Source organism: Trinickia sp., assembly GCF_036503415.1.
In the GTDB taxonomy this organism is placed as follows: domain Bacteria; phylum Pseudomonadota; class Gammaproteobacteria; order Burkholderiales; family Burkholderiaceae; genus Trinickia.
On the sequence record NZ_DASXWY010000007.1, the window covers coordinates 169,056 to 185,867 of the forward strand.

Genomic DNA, 16,812 nt, shown 5'->3' on the forward strand with positions numbered 1-16,812 from the left:
AGAGTTGGGGTGGAACCCGTGAGCCTCGATGAGTACTACGAACGATTGGGCTTGCCGAGCGCCGCATCGGCGGCGGAGATCAAGCGAGCCTATCGCCGCCTGAGAGCGCAGTACCACCCCGATCGCAACAAGGGCGAGGAATCGGCCGCCGAATCGCTATTCAAAAAGGTGCAGGAGGCCTTCGAAATCCTCACGGGGCAGCGGCAGGCGCCCGTGCGCGCGCAGCCGGCTCCCGCCGCCGGCACACGCAGGACCGACATGCGGCCAGCACGCGCCTCGACTGGCGACGCCGACCGCGGCGCAGGAGCGGGCGGGGCCGGCGCCTGGTCGAAGCACTACGGGGCGAGCGGCGGCCCGATGCCCGTGCGTGGCGCAAACCGGCATACCCAGTTGCACGTGCCGCTCGATGTGGCATTGAACGGCGGCGAAGTGCTCGCCAGTTACCAGGTCGGCGAAACGTGCCGGCAATGCCGGGGCGCGAGCGCACGCGCAACGGTGCTGCCCTGTTCGAACTGTGCCGGCTACGGCACCGGTTACGACGGTACCGCATGTACCGCATGCGGCGGCCAGGGGCGCATGAAAAGCACGCACTGGTGCGCGACATGCCAAAGCAAGGGCGTCGAATATCAAACGAAATCGCAGCCGGTGAACGTGCCGCGCGGCGCATGGGACGGCCAGCGCATCGTCGTGCCCGGCGGCGGGTTTGCGGGCATGCACGGCGGACAACCCGGCGATGCGACGTTTACGGTCGTCATCGTCTGTGGGCCCGATTTTCAGCGGGAAGGGCTGCATCTGAGCGGCGAACTCGAAGTCGATTTCGTCACCGCGACGCTGGGCGGTCCGCTCACAGCCAAAGTACTGGGCCGCGATCTGGACATCGCAATTCCAGCGAATGCCCGGCATGGCAGCACGATCCGCCTGCCGGCGCAGGGTCTCTCGGACGCCTCGGGCAACCGGGGCGAATTGAGGCTGCGCATCGTCCTGGTCATGCCCGAGGCGGCATCGCATCTGAGCGCGGAGGAACGGCGCCGCTTTCGGGAACTGTTCGCGCTGGCCGCGCAGCGAGCAGGCGGCACATCGCTATAGACGCCGCTGCACCCCGTCGTCGAAAGCCGCTTTGAGCCGGCGCACGCCTTCGCGAATATCGTCGATCCCTGGCGCCGCGAATGACAGCCTGAGCGAATGGATGTCGACATCGTCCGCAAAGAACGCTTTGCCCGGCACGAATACGACCTTCCGTTCGATCGCGTTCGTGAGCAGTGCCGATGAATCGATGCCCTCGATGCGGGCCCAGACGAACATCCCGCCCTGCGGACGATGGAACGCGATCGCCGAGCCGAACTCCGCCTCGAGCGCGTCGCATAGCGCACCGCACTTGCAACCGTACATCGCGGTAATGCGCGGCAAATGCCGCTCGAGCGAGCCCGCGGCCAGATACTGCGCGGCGATCGCCTGGGTCCACGGCGAGCTGCAAAGATCGACGGTCTGTTTCGCGACGACGCAGCGGCGGGCGATCTCGGCAGGCGCGATGGTCCAGCCGACGCGCAAGCCCGGTGCGACGATCTTCGACAAGCTCCCGAAGTGCACTACCCACGGAAGCGCTCCCTCGACTTCTTTCGCCAGCGCCAGGATCGATGGCAGCGCACTGCCCTTGAAGCGCAAATCGCCGTACGGGTCGTCTTCGACGATCAGGAAGCCATAACGAACGGCAAGTTCGAGCAGCGCGATGCGGCGTGCGCGCGTGAGCATCGCGCCGGAAGGATTGGCAAACGTCGGCACCGTGTACAGCAGTTTCGGCCGATCGAGCGTGCCCGCTGCGAGCATCTCGGCCAGTTTCGCCACGTCGATCCCTTCATCGTCGATCGGCACCGTCACGATCTTTGCCTGCTGAAGCCGCAGCGCTTGCAGGACGGCAGGATAGGCCGGCTGCTCGGTCGCCACGACGTCGCCCGGACCGACGAGCACGCGCAGCAGCAAATCGAAGCCTTGCTGCGATCCTGTCGTGACCAGCAATTCATCGGCGGAGCATGTCACGCCGCGCCGCGCCATCAGCGCGAGGATTTCCTGCTTCAGTTCGGGCAGGCCATCCGTCGGGCCATACTGCAGGCAGCGAACCGGCGACTCGAACGCACGAGTTTGAGCCGCGTTCAGTCCTTCGACGTCGAATAGATCGGCAGCCGGATAACCGCCCGCGAACGAAATCATGCCCGGCTGGCCGACGTATTTGAACAGCTCTCGAATCGGCGAGCCGGACGGATGAGCAAACGGCTCGGTGAATCGGTACATGGTGCCCTCTGGCTTCGGCATTCGCTTCGTTATGGCGGGTATCGGATTCGATAGCGCCGAGGCCTAAACGACGTTTTTCTCGACGATAGGCCGGTTCTCGATAACGCGGCTCCAATCCAGCGGCGATAGATCGAGCGACGTATATTTGCCGTCCAGGATCAGCTCGCTCACACCTCGCCCCGTCGCCGGCCCTTGCTGCAGACCATGGCCGCTATAGCCGTTGGCGAAGATGCAATTGTCGATATCGGGGTGAAAGCCAATGATCGCGTTGTGATCGAAGACGTTGTATTCGTAATAGCCGGACCAGCAGTTCTCCACTCGCAGCGCTTCGAACTCCGGCACGCGGTGCGCCAGCGTGGGCCAGATGACGTCGTCGAACAAGGCATGGTCGACTTCATCGAGCGGCAGATCGTCCGGATCGTTATCGGCGTTCGGCGACGTTCCACAGATATACGTCTTGCCTTCCGGGCGGAAATAAACCCCGCTCGGGTCGATCAACAACGGGCACGGCGAAAGGCGCGCCGGCGACGATACGTTGAAAATGCTGCGCCGGCGCGCGAAGACGGGAATCTCGATGCCCATCATCGCCGATAGCTTTCGCGCCCATGCCCCGGCCGCATTGACGAGCATGTCGCACGGATAGCGCTCGCCGTCGGTCGTCTCGACGTGGGTGACGCGGCGTCCGGCTCGCGCGATCGCGCCGACCTCGGCCGCAACATAGCGCGCGCCGAGCGATTGCGCTTTCTTGCGCAGCGCCTGCACGAGACCGTACCCGTCGAACCACCCTTCGCCGCTGGCGCCGAAGGCACCCGCCTCGAGATCCTCGATGTTCAGCCAGGGAAATTTCGCCTGCAGCTTTTCTCGATCGAGCCAATGGATATCGGCACCGAGACGCGTTTGCAGGGCATGATTCTCACGTAACGTCGGAGCACCGGCGGGCGTCGCGAGAAAGAGATAGCCGCCCTCATGCAGATCGATCGACGGCTTCGTCCCGTCGACTTCCAGCAGCTCGCCGATATTGCGTAGAAACTCGATACCGTACAGCGACATTTGCACCGATAACGGCGTTGAAAACTGCTGCCGGATCGACGCGGCCGAAAGCGCCGATGACGATTTCGCGTAGGTCGGATCACGCTCGATGACGGTGACCGGAACCGTCGGATCGGATGCCCGTAAAAAATAGGCGATCGAACTGCCGATCACGCCACCGCCCACGATAACGACTTGAGAGCTCACGCGTTGCCCCGCCTTGGATTGCGTCGGAAAAACGCGCACACCGAACGGCGGCGCGTCGATTGGCGAGCCGGGCACGTGCCTTTGGCAAGGCAAGCGCCCGGCCACCGCATCATTCGATCGAAAAATCGATGCCCTGCGCGAGCGGCAATGCCGACGAGTAGTTGACCGTATTGGTTGCACGGCGCATATAGGCCTTCCATGCATCGGAACCCGACTCGCGCCCACCGCCCGTTTCTTTTTCACCGCCGAAGGCACCGCCAATTTCCGCGCCACTCGGGCCGATATTGACGTTCGCGATACCGCAATCGCTGCCCGATGCCGACAGGAACCGTTCGCTCTCGCGCAGATCGGTCGTGAAGACGCACGACGACAAGCCGTGCGACGCCGCATTGTTCGCTGCAATTGCCTCGCCGAAGTCGCGATACTTCATGACGTAAAGGATCGGAGCGAACGTCTCTTTGAGCACGATGCCGGTCTGGGCCGGCATCTCGACGATCGCCGGCCGCACGTAGAAGCCCTGCTCGCAACCGGCCACCGTATGGCGCTCCCCGCCGAATACCTTGCCGCCGTCGCGCTTCGCCGCTTCGAGGGCAGCCTGCATGCGCTCGAACGATTGCGCGTCGATGAGCGGGCCCATCAGCACGCCCTGCTGCAATGGATTACCGATCGCGACCTTCCCGTAAAGCGCCTTCAAACGCTCGACCGTCTCGTCGTACACGCTTTCATGGACGAACAAACGCCGCAGCGACGTGCAACGTTGGCCGGCCGTGCCGACCGCCGAAAACAGGATGCCTCGCAGCGCGAGCTCCCGGTCCGCGGTGTTCGAGACGATGCCCGCGTTATTGCCCCCGAGTTCGAGCAGCGAACGACCAAAGCGGCGCGCCACGTCGACGCCGACAGCACGTCCCATTTCAGTACTACCCGTGGCACTGACGATGTTCGAACGCGGATCGCCCACGAGCTGCGCGCCCACTTCGCGACCGCCGTTGATGAGGCACGTCAAGCCGGCCGGCGCCGTGCCGAACGCTTGCAGCGCCTCTTGCAGGATACTGTCCACCGCCAACGCGGTGAGCGGCGTTTTTTCGGAAGGCTTCCAGATCACGGCATTGCCGCATACCAGTGCGAGCGCCGCATTCCAGGACCACACCGCCGCCGGGAAATTGAACGCCGAAATGACCGTGCATACCCCCATCGGATGCCAGCTTTCCCCCATTCGATGGCCCGGGCGCTCCGATGCAATCGTCAGACCGTAGAGCTGACGCGACAGGCCGACCGCGAAATCGCAAATATCGATCATCTCCTGCACTTCGCCCAGCCCTTCCTGCAGGATCTTGCCCGTCTCCAGCGTGATGAGGCTGCCGAGCGCCTGCTTGCGCTCGCGCAGCTTGTTGCCGAGCAATCGCACCAGTTCGCCGCGCCGCGGCGCGGGCACGTCGCGCCAGGCCACGAAGGCAGCCTGCGCCTTCGCCAGTGCGGCGTCGATGTCGGCGGCAGTATGGCTCGGCACACGACCGATCAGTGCGCCGTCGATAGGCGAGCGAACGGCGATGTCGCCGCTTTCCGCAAGATGCGAAATACCGAGCTCGGACAGAATGGTCGATGCGTTCATCGGGAAGTACCTCGATTGTTTCCGATAGGAAATTTTGGGACGTTAGGAAACTATACACGCCCGCGACAGGTGCGGCAACCACGCCGATTGCGCGCGGATGCCAGCGCGGCGTGACCACCACCACCGACCCGATTGCACTGGCCGTAGCCGCGATCGAAAACGCGTGCCGCGATTGTGTTCAGCCTTTAAACGACTGGCAAACGATATCTGCGCAACACGTGATGCGCGTTGCTCATCAAACCCGGATGAATCCGCGCGTGAGCGGCGGCGTCTCGCCGCGGCCCGACGCGGCGGCGAGCCGATGTTATGATGCGAAACTCGCAGGACCGATAGACCGTACCACCCAATCCCCCGCATGGACAGGACCATCTTGAAGCCGGCCGAGCAGGCGCCTTCGGAGCTCGGCAAGCGCGTCAGAGCCGCGCGGCTCTTCCACGGTTACACGCTCGAAACGGCAAGCCGCGTATGCGGCGTATCGCGCTCGACGCTGTCCAAGATCGAAAACGGGGTGATGTCTCCGACGTTCGACGTCCTCCAAAAGATCGTTCACGGCCTCAAGATCGACTTGAGCGAACTGTTCGGCTCCGCGTCGAAACCGAACGTCGGCGGCCGGCGCGCGGTCACGCGCAAAGGCGCGGGACAACCGCACGCGGCCGGCTGTTACGAAATGGAATTGCTCGCCACCGAACTGGCAAAAAAGGCCATGCATCCGTTTCGCATCCGGATCACGGCGCACTCGCTCGACGCATTCACGGAATGGGGACGGCACGAAGGCGAGGAGTTTCTTTTCGTGCTGAGCGGCAGCGTTTGCTTGTATTCCGAGCTGTACGCCCCAACGCATCTCGAAGCGGGCGACAGCATCTATTTCGACAGCCGCATGGGCCACGCCGCTGTATCGACGAGCGACGAGGACGCCGAAGTCCTCTGGATTATCGACGAAGGCTACGCGCCCTACGACAGCGAGGCGAGGCCGCTTGCCAACGGTGGCAGCGCCGGACCCGCCTGAGCGCCGGCACCCGCCATCCGGACATTACGCGGCGGCATGCGCCGTCATCTTGAAGATCCCTTGCGCATTGCCGGCATCGAAGCGCAGATCCGTCACCCAGCTACGCGTGGCCTGATCGAATTCGCGCTTGCGCGTGATGAATTCGTAAAACGAGCCCGGAACGTCTCGCGTGACGAGCGCGCCGTCAGCCGCCTTGAACGTCCGCGTCACGATATCGGCGCGGTACGCGGTCTGAAAGACACGCCCCGACCGGGAACGCTCGACCTCGGGCTTCATCGGCCGGCCCTTGGCTTTTTCGCTTTCCGACAAGGCGAAGACATCGGCAACGCGATCCGTCGCATGATTGAACGCATTGCCTTCCGTCGCAATCCACGCCATTTCGGCCGATTCGCTCAAGAGCGTTTCGTAATCCGCTTCGCTCGGCACATCGTGATGGCGCGCGAATGCGCCGACGATGACGGGGAGCAGCGCTTGCGCCGCATCGATCGGAAGCGCGCCATCGCGCTCGAGTTCCCAGAGCTGTGCCAGCGAGCGCGGCGTCAACGGGTCCTTCGACGTGCCGACGACGTTCGTCACCGCTTGCTGGAATGCCGTCGAGAAACGTTCGGGATGCAGCTCGCTCACGAAGAATTGGGCGATTTCGTCGGGGGCGTCCTCGTGCGCATACGCGCGCCCTGTCATGCCGAGCCTATCGAGCGGATAACGGCCGTTGAGCCGGAACCCGAGCGGACGCAAGATGCGCGTGAAGGCCGCTTCGCCCGGCGGCAAAGCGCCAGTCTGCGTCCAGCGCACAGTACGCAGCGCACCATGATCGAAATAGACGGAGCCGCCGTGCGCAACCGTCTCCTGCGTATAGGCCCGCCCGTTCGGCGAGCGCGCGAGCAAGTCTTCGAACAGCGCCATGTTCATGGCCTGCGCCAGCTCCGCCCGCGTCACGGTCCCGGCCTCCCAGTCGGCGAGGATCGACGGGAAATTCAGCGTCGAGAAAAGCGCATCGGCTTTTTCCCGGCCCAACAGGTTCGACAGCAGCAGCTCGACATTCGCGTTACGCATCGCTCTTTCTCGTTGGATCTTCACCGCGCGCATTATCGAAACGATTCCCGCTAGCGTAAAGCGAGATAAAATCGGGACTTGATGCGTTTTTGGAATGATCGTGCGAAAGTTCAGGATTCCTAACATGAGTGCGCTGCTCGCGTTCGAGGCGGCGGCTCGCCACGAGAGCTTCACGCACGCCGCCCGCGAGCTGTTTCTGACGGAAAGTGCGGTGTCGCGGCAAATCGCGTCGCTCGAATCGAACCTCGGCGTGCGCCTTTTCGTGCGCTCGAAGCAACGCGTCGTCCTGACGCGAGCCGGCAAGCTTTACGGCACACAAGTGCGCCGCATCCTCGAATATCTCGATCGCGACACCTTGTCGATCATCGCGCACGGCAGCGGCGGCGGCTCGCTCGAGCTGGCCGTGTTGCCGACATTTGCCTCGCAATGGCTCATTCCGCGCATGAAAGACTTCTACGCGCGCAGCCCCGACATTCGCGTCAACATGGGCGTGCGCACCGATGCCTTCTCGTTCGAGGAGTCGCATTTCGATGCTGCGATCCATTACGGACAGCCCACGTGGCCCGGCACATCGTCCGATTACCTTTTCGGCGAAGAGGTGGTACCGGTATGCTCGCCGGCTCTGATCCCCGAACCCGTCGAGGACGTCCGCGCGTTGCTGGCCTACCCGCTACTGCATTCGACGACGCGGCCCGATGCCTGGTCTCGCTGGTTCTCCGAGCTCGGCGTCGACGACAACCGGGCGATGCAAGGCGTGCGCTACGAGCTCCATACGATGCTCCTCAGTGCGGCGGCAGCCGAACTCGGCATCGCACTCGTGCCGAAGTTCTTCGTCGAAGGGCGGCTCGAGCAGCTCGGCGTCGTCATCCCGTTCGAGGCGACTTCCGTTGCCGAGGCCGCCTATTACCTCGTCTACCCGACCGAGTTGAGCCACGGCAAGCCACTCGAGCAGTTTCGCGCCTGGCTCCTGGACGAGGCCAGCGCCTATGACGGTTCGCCGGTGAGATGAGTGGCTGACTCGGGCGGTTTCATGAAGCCGGCCTCGGCATCGCATCTAGCGCGGCCATCGGCGCCTTCAAAATACGTTTCCAATCAGAAACATTTTCAGATAGCATCGGCGAAACGCACGCGCACCCCGTCCGCCCTTGAACATTCGGTCTGCCGATCCCATCATGTCGACGCTTCCCACCTTCGATGCCGCGGCCACGGCCCGCCTCCTCGATTTCGCCTCGCTCATCGAAGCGCTGACCCATGCGGCGCATGAGCTCGAAGCGGGCGCGATTCGCTCGCCGGTACGCACCGCGGTACCCTTGGCGGACAATGGCGTGCTGCTTTCGATGCCCGCCGCCGCCAGCGACGTGGCCATCCATAAACTCGTCAGCGTGTGCCCTGGCAACGCCGCGCGCAACATGCCGACCATCTTCGGCACCGTGACTGTTTGCGACGGGGTGACCGGTGCGCCGGAGTTCATCCTCGACGGGCCGACGGTAACGGGACGCCGAACCGCCGCGTTGTCGATGCTCGGCGTGAAGTATCTCTATCCGCGCGCGCCGCGCGGATTCCTCATCATCGGGACGGGACAACAGGCACGCCATCATGCCGCGGCCATTGCGCGGTTATATCCGAGCGCGACGATCTTCGTCGCGGGCAAGGCCCTCGCATCGGAACAGCGCTTTTGCGACGAGACGGGCCACGAAGGCATCCGTGTGTTGCCGACGAATGGAACGATCGCCGATGACATCGACGTCGTCATGACCGCGACGACGAGCAAAACGCCCGTTTATAACGAGCCTGCGCGCGCGGACCGGCTGATCGTAGCCGTGGGCGCATTCACGCCCGACGCCGCGGAGATCGGTCCCGACACCGTTCGCGCGAGCCGCGTCTTCGTCGACGATTTCGCGGCCGCACGCGAAGAAGCCGGCGATCTGCTGCAAGCGGGTATCGATTGGTCCTCGGTGCAGCCGATCGGCGCGGCAATCTCCGCGCGCGCACCCGCCAATACCCCGATGTTGCTGAAAACCGTGGGCAGCGGTGCCTGGGATCTCGCCGCATGCCGCGTCGCGCGCGCCGCCATCGCGGGGCGGTCCAATTGATTGCGCAGCACCGTACAGGTTAAGCACGACAGCACGAAAGCCCGTACGCGTAACGGCGCGGCGGTTCTCGAGCTGTCGTCGCGGCCGCCCGGGTACGCTCAAACCTCCGCGGGCAGCCGGAAAACGTCGACGACATCGGCGAGCGTGCGAGCCTGCTCCTGCATCGACTGGGCCGCCGCAGCCGCCTCTTCGACCATCGCCGCATTCTGCTGCGTAGTCTGGTCCATCTGTGCGATAGCGATATTGACCTGTTCGATACCGCGGCTTTGCTCCTCGGAGGCCGAGGAAATCTCGCGAATGATCTCGCTCACGTGCTTGACCGACTGCACGAGCGACTCCATTTTCGTGCCGGCCACCGCGACGAGCGACTTGCCGTCCTCCACGCGGCTCACCGAATCCTCGATGAGCGACTTGATTTCCTTCGCCGCATCGGCGCTGCGGCGTGCCAGATTCCGCACCTCCGAGGCGACCACTGCAAAGCCCCGGCCTTGCTCGCCCGCGCGCGCCGCTTCGACAGCCGCGTTCAGCGCAAGAATGTTCGTCTGGAACGCGATGCTCTCGATGACGGCGATGATGTCCACCACGCGCGTCGAGCTGTCGGCGATGTTCTGCATCGTCGCCACCACCTGCTGAACCGCCTCGCCGCCTTCGTTTGCGATGCGCGAGGTGTCCGTCGCCATCTGGTTCGCCTGCCGCGCGTTGTCGGCATTTTGTTTGACCGTCGCGGTAAGCTCTTCCATGCTCGCGGCCGTTTCGCCGAGCGACGCCGCCTGCTGTTCCGTGCGCGACGAAAGGTCGAGGTTGCCGGAGGCAATCTGCTGCACGGCCTCTTCGATCGTCTTCGTGCTGCCGCGGATGCGCCGGATCGCCTGCGCGAGGTGCTGCTGCATGCGCTGCATCGCGAGCAGCATGCTGTTGCCGTCTCCCGAATCGACGACGACACGATGCGAAAGGTCGCCTTCGGCAATGACCTGTGCGACCGAGGCCGCATAGGCCGGCTCGCCGCCCAGGCTGCGTTTGACGTTGCGAATGATCGTAACGAGCGCGCCTGAGCCGAGCGCTCCGATAATCAGGACTGCGATGAAATAGCGAAGCAGATCGGCATGGAACGCCGTATCGATGTCGTCGATATAAAGCCCGGACATCAAATACCAATCCCACGGGGCAAAGCGCTTGACGTAGCTGATTTTCGGCACGCGGTCGGTCTTGCCCGGCAGACGCGCCATATAGGGAACGAAGCCCTGCCCGTTCGCCTGCGCCACCTTCACCATCTCGACGAACAGCAGCTTGCCGTTCGAATCGGCGTAGTTGCTGACATCCTTGTTGCGCAAATCGGCGAGCGTCGGGTGCATGAGCACGACGGGCTTCGCATTCGCGATCATCAGGTATCCGAAGCCCGGATAACGCATCTCGGACAAACGCGCCATCGCCTCGTGTTTGGCCTGCTCCTCGGTGAGCGTATGGTTGTCGGCCAGCTTCGCATACTCGGCGACGATGCCACTGGCAGCCTCGACCACGTTGCGAATAGCCGCCTTACGTTCGGTAAGCATGATGTCACGCGTTTGCATGGCGGCCCAGCCGCCCAGGAACAACAGGCCGAGCCACGTTACGACCAAGGCTAGCCACAATTTGGCGTTCAGGCTGAGACGATTCACTTTTTCCTCTATTGCTATCGGACCGGCGAAAGGATTTCACCTCCTATCGACGTTTTTTACGGCAGCGTGAATCGTTTCTTGAGATCGGGAAAACGCGACTGCACGCGCCGGAGGGCACGCGCGCCTGGACTCGCAAATCCGTGCGATGTGGTAAAACGGACCGCTCCTTTCGAATCGAAAGACAGACACGCGATGTCGCATACCACCGAACCCGTCACCGCCGTCCGGCCGCGCTGGCTCAAAGCTGCACCGTCGCTTTTTTTGCTGCTCTGGTCCAGCGGATTCGTGTTCTTGAAGCTCGGGCTGCGCTACGCCGACCCGCTGACGTTTCTGGCACTGCGCTATGCCATCGTCGTCGGCATTCTCGTTGCGCTCGCGCTGTTGCTCAAGCCCGAGTTTCCCTCGCGGCCGATAACGTGGCTTCATCTCGCGATGACCGGTCTGCTGCTGCAGGCCGGCTACTTTGCCTTCACCTATCTCAGCCTCAAATACGGCATGTCCGCCGGCGCCGTCGCGCTGATCACCTCGCAGCAGCCCATCCTCATCGGTTTGCTCGCACCCGCGATGGCAGGCGAGCATGTCGGTCGAAAACGGTGGCTCGGACTGGCGCTCGGGGTGGCAGGTGCCGTCATCGTCATTACCGCTCAATCGTCCATCCATATCTCATCGACATGGGCGCTGATCTTCGCGGTGCTCGCCTTGCTGACGATCACCGGCAGCACGTTATGGGAAAAACGTTTCGGCACGACGACGCATCCGGTTTCCGCGAGCCTCGTGCAATACGCGGTCGGCTTGGCCATCAGCGCACCGCTCGCGTTTTTTCTCGAGCCGATGCACGTGCAGTGGACAATCGAATTGCTCGGCTCGCTGACTTATCTCGTCATCTGCAATTCGCTCGTCGCCATTTATCTGCTGCTGGCGATGGTGCGCTACGGCGAGGCTTCGCGCGTCTCGGCGCTGTTCTTCCTCGTGCCGCCCGCCACCGCCGCTATCGCGCTCGTGGCACTGCACGAGCCCATCGCGGTGCGCGCGTGGTTCGGCATGGCGCTTGCGGCCCTGGGCGTCTATCTGGCCACGCGCGCGGACATCTCGTGAGATTGCCGCTAGACTGTTCGCTATGGAAAAGTGTCAATACTGCGGAAAAATCCGGGACGAATGGGATTGCCACGGGGAAGACTGCCGTAAAGCCATTGCGCGCGCGCTGCGCAGACATCGCGCGGGGCGCCCCATGCTGCCCAATGTGATCCGGAACGAAATACCCCCGGGCGCCAGCCCCGGGGAAGTCATCCATGTGCTTTCGCGCCAGCGTCTGCGGGCTCGCCGCGGCAATGAAGCGCGGCGCGAGCGCAAGGAAGCGGACGACGATGTGGGCTGAGACCGCTAGGCGTCGAGCTTGAAAATCGCGACGGCTTCTTTCAGCTTCATGGCCTGCTGGTCGAGCGACTGTGCGGCCGCGGCCGCCTGCTCCACGAGCGCGGCGTTTTGTTGAGTGACGGTATCCATCTGCGTCACGGCCAGCGCGATCTGGTCGATACCGACACGTTGCTCGGACGATGCCGATGCAATCCCCGTCATGATTTCCCGGACTTGTGCGACGGAGCCCATGATCTCGTGCATGGCGGTACTCGCCTCGTTGACGTAGGACGCACCGGCTTGCACGCGCGACACGGATGTGTCGATCAATTGCTTGATCTCCTTGGCGGCACCCGACGATCGCTGCGCCAACGCGCGGACTTCACCGGCCACCACGGCGAAACCGCGTCCCTGTTCGCCGGCACGCGCGGCTTCGACGGCGGCATTGAGCGCCAGAATGTTCGTCTGGAAAGCGATGCCTTCGATGATGCCGATGATGTCGGCGATCTTCGATGAACTATCGCTGATCTCGCCCATCGTCCCGACCACGCGCGTGAACACTTCGCTGCCGCGATGGGCGACCGTCGTGGCATCCTCGGCCACCTTGCTGCCGTGCCCCGCATTATCGGCGTTCTGACGGACCGTCCCGGTCAATTCCTCCATGCCGGCCGCGGTCTGCTGCAGCGACGCGGCCTGCTCCTCGGTGCGCGCGGACAGATCCAGATTTCCGGCGGCGATCTGCTGCGTGGCCTGTGCGATCGATTCGCTGCCGTCTCGAACCGAACGCACGGTATCGCGCAATGCGTCGCGCATGCGCGCGAGCCCTTCGAGAATCTGGCCCATCTCGTCGCGGCTCGTGACGGGTACGGCACGGCTCAGATCGCCCTCGGCTATTGCCCTCAGGTGTGCGCGCGCCACGTCGAGCGGCCGGCCGATGGCGCGGCGTAAAGACACCCAGGCAAGCACCGCTGCGCCGGCACCGATCAGCAACATACCGATCGCGAGCGCACGAAACAGCCGGTACTGGCTGCTGGCGCCGTCATAGCGCGCTTTCGCCTTGCGCTCCTGAAGATCCGTCAACGCATCGGTTGCCGCGCCGAGCGCCACATAAGGCGCAGTCAGAGCCGACGTCTTCGCGCGGATCTCGCTCGCATCCTTTCCCTTGATCGCGTCGATGACACGATCGATCGCCTCGTACATCTGCTGACGGGTCGCCGTAACCTTGCCGGCAAGCTGGTCCTCTTCGCCATCGCGAGGGAGTGCGAGATATCTGTTCCACCATTGATTCGAAACATCGCGATACCGTCTGGCACGATCGAACGTGGCTTGCACGTCGGGCGCATCCGGTGTCAACGCGGCGCGATCCAGTACGACGCGCTCGCGCAAAACGAATGCCGCGGCGTTGCCCGTCGCGACCGCGCTGGGCAGGTTGTCCGAAAAGACCGCATACGTCGCGTCCGTTGCGCGGCTCATGCCGATCAAGCCCAAGATACTGACAGCGATCAGCAACACACCGAGCGAGCCCATCGCCAAAGCGATGCGTCCCTTGATCGTGAGTTTGGAGTTCATTTCGTCCCTGTTTTTGGAGCGGTGCCGGAGCGGAATTCGAAGCATCCGTATTACGAATAACGGAGCATGCCGCCTGCAATCGTTATCGGCACATTTGCCCCGGACTTGAGATGGAATAGACCCGATAAGCGTAATTTTCAGGAACGATAAGTTAATAGCGATAAATATTATTTAGTTACGCTAATGGTCCGCTGCGCCCGCCGGCAGGCGTCGCGCAGCGCCGTGACACAGCCCGCAGTCGCCCCCGCGTTGAACCGCAGCAGTCACAACCGGTAACACGTGTAAAGCTGCGCGAAACCCATTCCGGAATGTTGCGCATTAGACTCGGCTCGTCGCCTCAATTGAGACGCCCTTCAAATCATTGCATCGCGAATTTCTGGCGGCACCCTTTGACACTCGACGAGAACAATACGATGCCAAAGCTTCTTCTTACACTTGCGCTCGCAGTCGGCCTTGGCGGCTGCGTGGTCGCACCGCCCTACGCCTATGGACCGGCGCCAGGCTATTACACCTATGCGCCGGCGTACTACGCCCCGCCCCCCGTCAGCGTCGGTATCGGCGGCGTCTTCCGGATTCGTTGACGCGGGTACGCGGACGCGATCGACGGATCGGAACCTCTACTTGAGCGGAATCTGTGTTCCCGGGGGAAGCGGCACCGCGCTCACGCTGTTTTTTGCGCTCCCCGACGCCACGCGGTCGCTATACGTCATATAGACGAGCGCGTTGCGTTTGGCGTCGACGATTCGCACCACGTGCAAGGTTTTGAAAATCAGCGACATCCGCTCGGTAAAGACATCTTCTTGCTGGCGCACCGTGCCTTGAAAACGGATCGGGCCGACTTGCCGGCAAGCGATCGATGCTTCGGTCGGGTCCTCGGCTACGCCGAAGGCCCCCTTGAGGCCGCCCGTTCTCGCACGCGAGACGTAGCAGGTCACACCGGGCACGGCCGGATCGTCGTAAGCCTCGACCACCACGCGGTCCGATTTCGGCAATCGGAAGTTCGTATTGACACTGCCGATTTCTTCCGCGAACGCGTGCGAGGCCGCTAGGGCAGTGGCGAGCCACCAGACCGCAGCAATGTGGCGGCGCATTTGAATGTTCATCGCGAATAGCTTGCTTCGAATGTCTGTCATCGTTTCCCGGGCTTACCCAGCCCGAGCTTTTCCATCGCTTCGTGCGCATCGATCACCATCGTCGCGACCTCTCCGACGGTCACGCGCAATTCCGTCGCGCGCGAGCGAATATGCTCATACGCTTCGTTTTCGCTGAGGCGATGCGCGTCCATCAGCGTACGAATGGCCTTTTCGACATGGCGCCGAGACTTGATCGCCTCCTCGAGCTTGCCGATCTTGTTCTGCAAACGCTGCTGATAGCCTGACGATGCACGCGCGAGCACGAGCGTGCTGAGAATGCCCGTCGAACGGTACGGTTTGGCAATCACGCCGTGCGCCTGTGTATCGACCAGCATTTTCAATGCCGTGGGGTTTTCGTAGTCGGACAGCGCAATCAGCGTCGCCGCGGTATCGGCCGCACACCAGTTGCCCGCGCTGCGAAGCTCCGGTCCAACCAAAAACAGGATGACGTCCGCGTCCGCGGGCAACTGCGGCGGGAACGGCCACACGATGCGCACCGGACAGCCGATCCGGCGCAGTTGCTCCTCGAGGATGCTTCGGTCGTCTCCGGGCGGATGGATGACCGCGACCCGAAGCGAGCGCAGATCGTCGAACAGACGTCGCGCGGTGGCGCTCATGCTGAATCTCCGTCCAGCCAGAATTCGGCGAATCCGTACGTGGTCAGATAGGGGTCGGGCTTGACCGGCTCGCGCCCCTCCCAGACCACATCGAAGGTCCCGTCCGGCTTGCACACGGCAACACGTGGCGTCAGCATCGCATGATTGTTGCCCGCATCGATCCGCAGCAGACCTTCGGGAGAGTCGAACTCGACTTCATGCACCGCATCGACGAGTTTCGACGTGTCGAGACTCTGCGCACGCGCCAATGCAAGCGCAAACAGGTGCACCTGGTTATATGCCATCTCCGACCACATGCTGGCCGGCTGGTCGCCAAACCGAGCCCGCCACGCTTGCACAAAGCGCCGATTGCCCGGATTGTCCAATGAATTGACATAGGTGGCGGAAACGATATGTCCGCCACACAACGCCGGGCCGATCATGCGTATCTCGCCTTCGGTCATCGTGAGGCTGGCAATGGGGATTTCGGCGGGATCGAGCCCGTGGTCGCGATACAGCTTGTAAAACGCGCGTGCGCCGCGTCCGATCAGCGTTGAAAAGACGACGTCGGGCCGCATGCGAGCGATTTCGGCGACCACCGTTTCGAGCGCCGCGGGCTCCGCGTCGCTGGGCAAATAGACTTCATCCACGATTTCGCCGCCGTGCTCCTCGACGATATCGCGCATGATCCGGTTCGATTCGCGCGGATAGATGTAGTCCGCGCCGACCAGGAAAAACCGGCGGCCCCGATTGCGCAACAACCATGCGGCCAACTGCATGCTGTTCTGGTTGGGCACGGCGCCGGTATAGATCACATTGGGGGAATACTCGAACCCCTCGTAGATCGAGCAGTACCAGAGCAGCGCATTGTTGCGTTCGATCACGGGCAGCACGGCCTTGCGGCTCGACGATGTCGAGCAGCCGAAGATGACGGTCACGTCGTCTTCCTGCAACATGCGCGTGGCGAGCCGGCGATACTCGTCGGCATCGCATTTGGGATCGTATGCGACCGGATCGAGCAGACGCCCTGCCACGCCTGCGCTGGCATTGATCTCTTCGATCGCGAGTACCGTGCCGAAGAAATGTTCCGACTCGGTTGCGTCCGTGACGCCGCTACGCGAATACAGAATGCCTATGCGCCATGCCGCTTCGTCGTCCCGCGTCATTTGAGTCCCCTCGTTGCGCGCGCCGCGCTCCCGCCGCGCGGCCCGGTCCACACTGGG

The 16,812-nt window shown here is 63.1% G+C and carries 16 protein-coding genes; 7 read left to right on the forward strand and 9 right to left on the reverse strand.

Features of this window, described 5'->3' with window-relative positions:
- The first annotated feature begins 9 nt into the window (after positions 1 to 9).
- A complete protein-coding gene (locus tag VGL01_RS01720; RefSeq protein WP_331566432.1) occupies positions 10 to 1,086 on the forward strand; it encodes a DnaJ C-terminal domain-containing protein in 1,077 nt (358 codons plus the stop codon).
- On the opposite strand, the gene VGL01_RS01725 is transcribed toward VGL01_RS01720, so the two are convergent.
- The 3 genes from VGL01_RS01725 to VGL01_RS01735 all read right to left on the reverse strand — a co-directional run bounded on the left by VGL01_RS01725 (position 1,081) and on the right by VGL01_RS01735 (position 5,131).
- Positions 1,081 to 2,286: a PLP-dependent aminotransferase family protein gene (locus tag VGL01_RS01725; RefSeq protein ID WP_331566434.1), complete on the reverse strand. Its 1,206-nt coding sequence runs from the start codon at positions 2,284 to 2,286 to the stop codon at positions 1,081 to 1,083. The genes VGL01_RS01720 and VGL01_RS01725 overlap by 6 nt on opposite strands.
- 63 nt (positions 2,287 to 2,349) lie before the next feature.
- Positions 2,350 to 3,522 (reverse strand): FAD-binding oxidoreductase, encoded by a 1,173-nt coding sequence (locus VGL01_RS01730; RefSeq protein WP_331566436.1) that lies wholly within the window; start codon positions 3,520 to 3,522, stop codon positions 2,350 to 2,352.
- A 109-nt stretch (positions 3,523 to 3,631) separates the two neighbouring features.
- Positions 3,632 to 5,131, reverse strand: a complete 1,500-nt coding sequence (locus VGL01_RS01735; RefSeq protein WP_331566438.1) for an aldehyde dehydrogenase family protein — start codon at positions 5,129 to 5,131, stop codon at positions 3,632 to 3,634.
- Between the two features lie 355 nt (positions 5,132 to 5,486).
- Here VGL01_RS01735 and VGL01_RS01740 point away from each other — a divergent pair, with 355 nt between their 5' ends.
- Complete coding sequence (locus VGL01_RS01740) at positions 5,487 to 6,137, forward strand: XRE family transcriptional regulator (protein ID WP_331566440.1); 651 nt, start codon at positions 5,487 to 5,489, stop codon at positions 6,135 to 6,137.
- A 24-nt stretch (positions 6,138 to 6,161) separates the two neighbouring features.
- Here the strand turns inward: VGL01_RS01740 and VGL01_RS01745 are convergent, their stop codons facing one another.
- Complete coding sequence (locus tag VGL01_RS01745; RefSeq protein WP_331566442.1) at positions 6,162 to 7,190, reverse strand: DUF1338 domain-containing protein; 1,029 nt, start codon at positions 7,188 to 7,190, stop codon at positions 6,162 to 6,164.
- Positions 7,191 to 7,290: 100 nt separating this feature from the next.
- On the opposite strand from VGL01_RS01745, the gene VGL01_RS01750 reads away from it, so the two are divergent.
- Positions 7,291 to 8,199, forward strand: a complete 909-nt coding sequence (locus tag VGL01_RS01750; protein ID WP_331566444.1) for a LysR family transcriptional regulator — start codon at positions 7,291 to 7,293, stop codon at positions 8,197 to 8,199.
- A gap of 163 nt (positions 8,200 to 8,362) precedes the next feature.
- Positions 8,363 to 9,283: a bifunctional Delta(1)-pyrroline-2-carboxylate/Delta(1)-piperideine-2-carboxylate reductase gene (lhpI, locus tag VGL01_RS01755; protein WP_331566446.1), complete on the forward strand. Its 921-nt coding sequence runs from the start codon at positions 8,363 to 8,365 to the stop codon at positions 9,281 to 9,283.
- 98 nt (positions 9,284 to 9,381) lie between these two features.
- Here lhpI and VGL01_RS01760 read toward each other — a convergent pair whose 3' ends face one another.
- Positions 9,382 to 10,938: a methyl-accepting chemotaxis protein gene (locus VGL01_RS01760; protein ID WP_331566448.1), complete on the reverse strand. Its 1,557-nt coding sequence runs from the start codon at positions 10,936 to 10,938 to the stop codon at positions 9,382 to 9,384.
- Between the two features lie 192 nt (positions 10,939 to 11,130).
- Here VGL01_RS01760 and VGL01_RS01765 point away from each other — a divergent pair, with 192 nt between their 5' ends.
- A complete protein-coding gene (locus VGL01_RS01765) occupies positions 11,131 to 12,033 on the forward strand; it encodes a DMT family transporter (protein WP_331566450.1) in 903 nt (300 codons plus the stop codon).
- Between the two features lie 22 nt (positions 12,034 to 12,055).
- The gene (locus VGL01_RS01770; RefSeq protein ID WP_331566452.1) at positions 12,056 to 12,313 is read left to right on the forward strand and encodes a hypothetical protein; all 258 of its coding nucleotides are present in this window, start codon (positions 12,056 to 12,058) and stop codon (positions 12,311 to 12,313) included.
- A 5-nt stretch (positions 12,314 to 12,318) separates the two neighbouring features.
- Here the strand turns inward: VGL01_RS01770 and VGL01_RS01775 are convergent, their stop codons facing one another.
- Positions 12,319 to 13,860, reverse strand: a complete 1,542-nt coding sequence (locus VGL01_RS01775; protein WP_331566454.1) for a methyl-accepting chemotaxis protein — start codon at positions 13,858 to 13,860, stop codon at positions 12,319 to 12,321.
- Positions 13,861 to 14,273: 413 nt separating this feature from the next.
- Between VGL01_RS01775 and VGL01_RS01780 the strand changes: the two genes are divergently transcribed.
- Positions 14,274 to 14,441, forward strand: a complete 168-nt coding sequence (locus tag VGL01_RS01780) for a hypothetical protein (protein WP_331566456.1) — start codon at positions 14,274 to 14,276, stop codon at positions 14,439 to 14,441.
- A 36-nt stretch (positions 14,442 to 14,477) separates the two neighbouring features.
- Here VGL01_RS01780 and VGL01_RS01785 read toward each other — a convergent pair whose 3' ends face one another.
- The 3 genes from VGL01_RS01785 to VGL01_RS01795 are packed head-to-tail and all read right to left on the reverse strand — an operon-like array spanning position 14,478 to position 16,755.
- Positions 14,478 to 14,951: a CreA family protein gene (locus VGL01_RS01785; RefSeq protein WP_414720151.1), complete on the reverse strand. Its 474-nt coding sequence runs from the start codon at positions 14,949 to 14,951 to the stop codon at positions 14,478 to 14,480.
- A gap of 38 nt (positions 14,952 to 14,989) precedes the next feature.
- Positions 14,990 to 15,610 (reverse strand): ANTAR domain-containing response regulator, encoded by a 621-nt coding sequence (locus VGL01_RS01790; protein ID WP_331566460.1) that lies wholly within the window; start codon positions 15,608 to 15,610, stop codon positions 14,990 to 14,992.
- The gene (locus VGL01_RS01795; protein WP_331566462.1) at positions 15,607 to 16,755 is read right to left on the reverse strand and encodes a transporter substrate-binding domain-containing protein; all 1,149 of its coding nucleotides are present in this window, start codon (positions 16,753 to 16,755) and stop codon (positions 15,607 to 15,609) included. The genes VGL01_RS01790 and VGL01_RS01795 overlap by 4 nt, the downstream gene beginning before the upstream one ends.
- Positions 16,756 to 16,812: the final 57 nt, after the last annotated feature.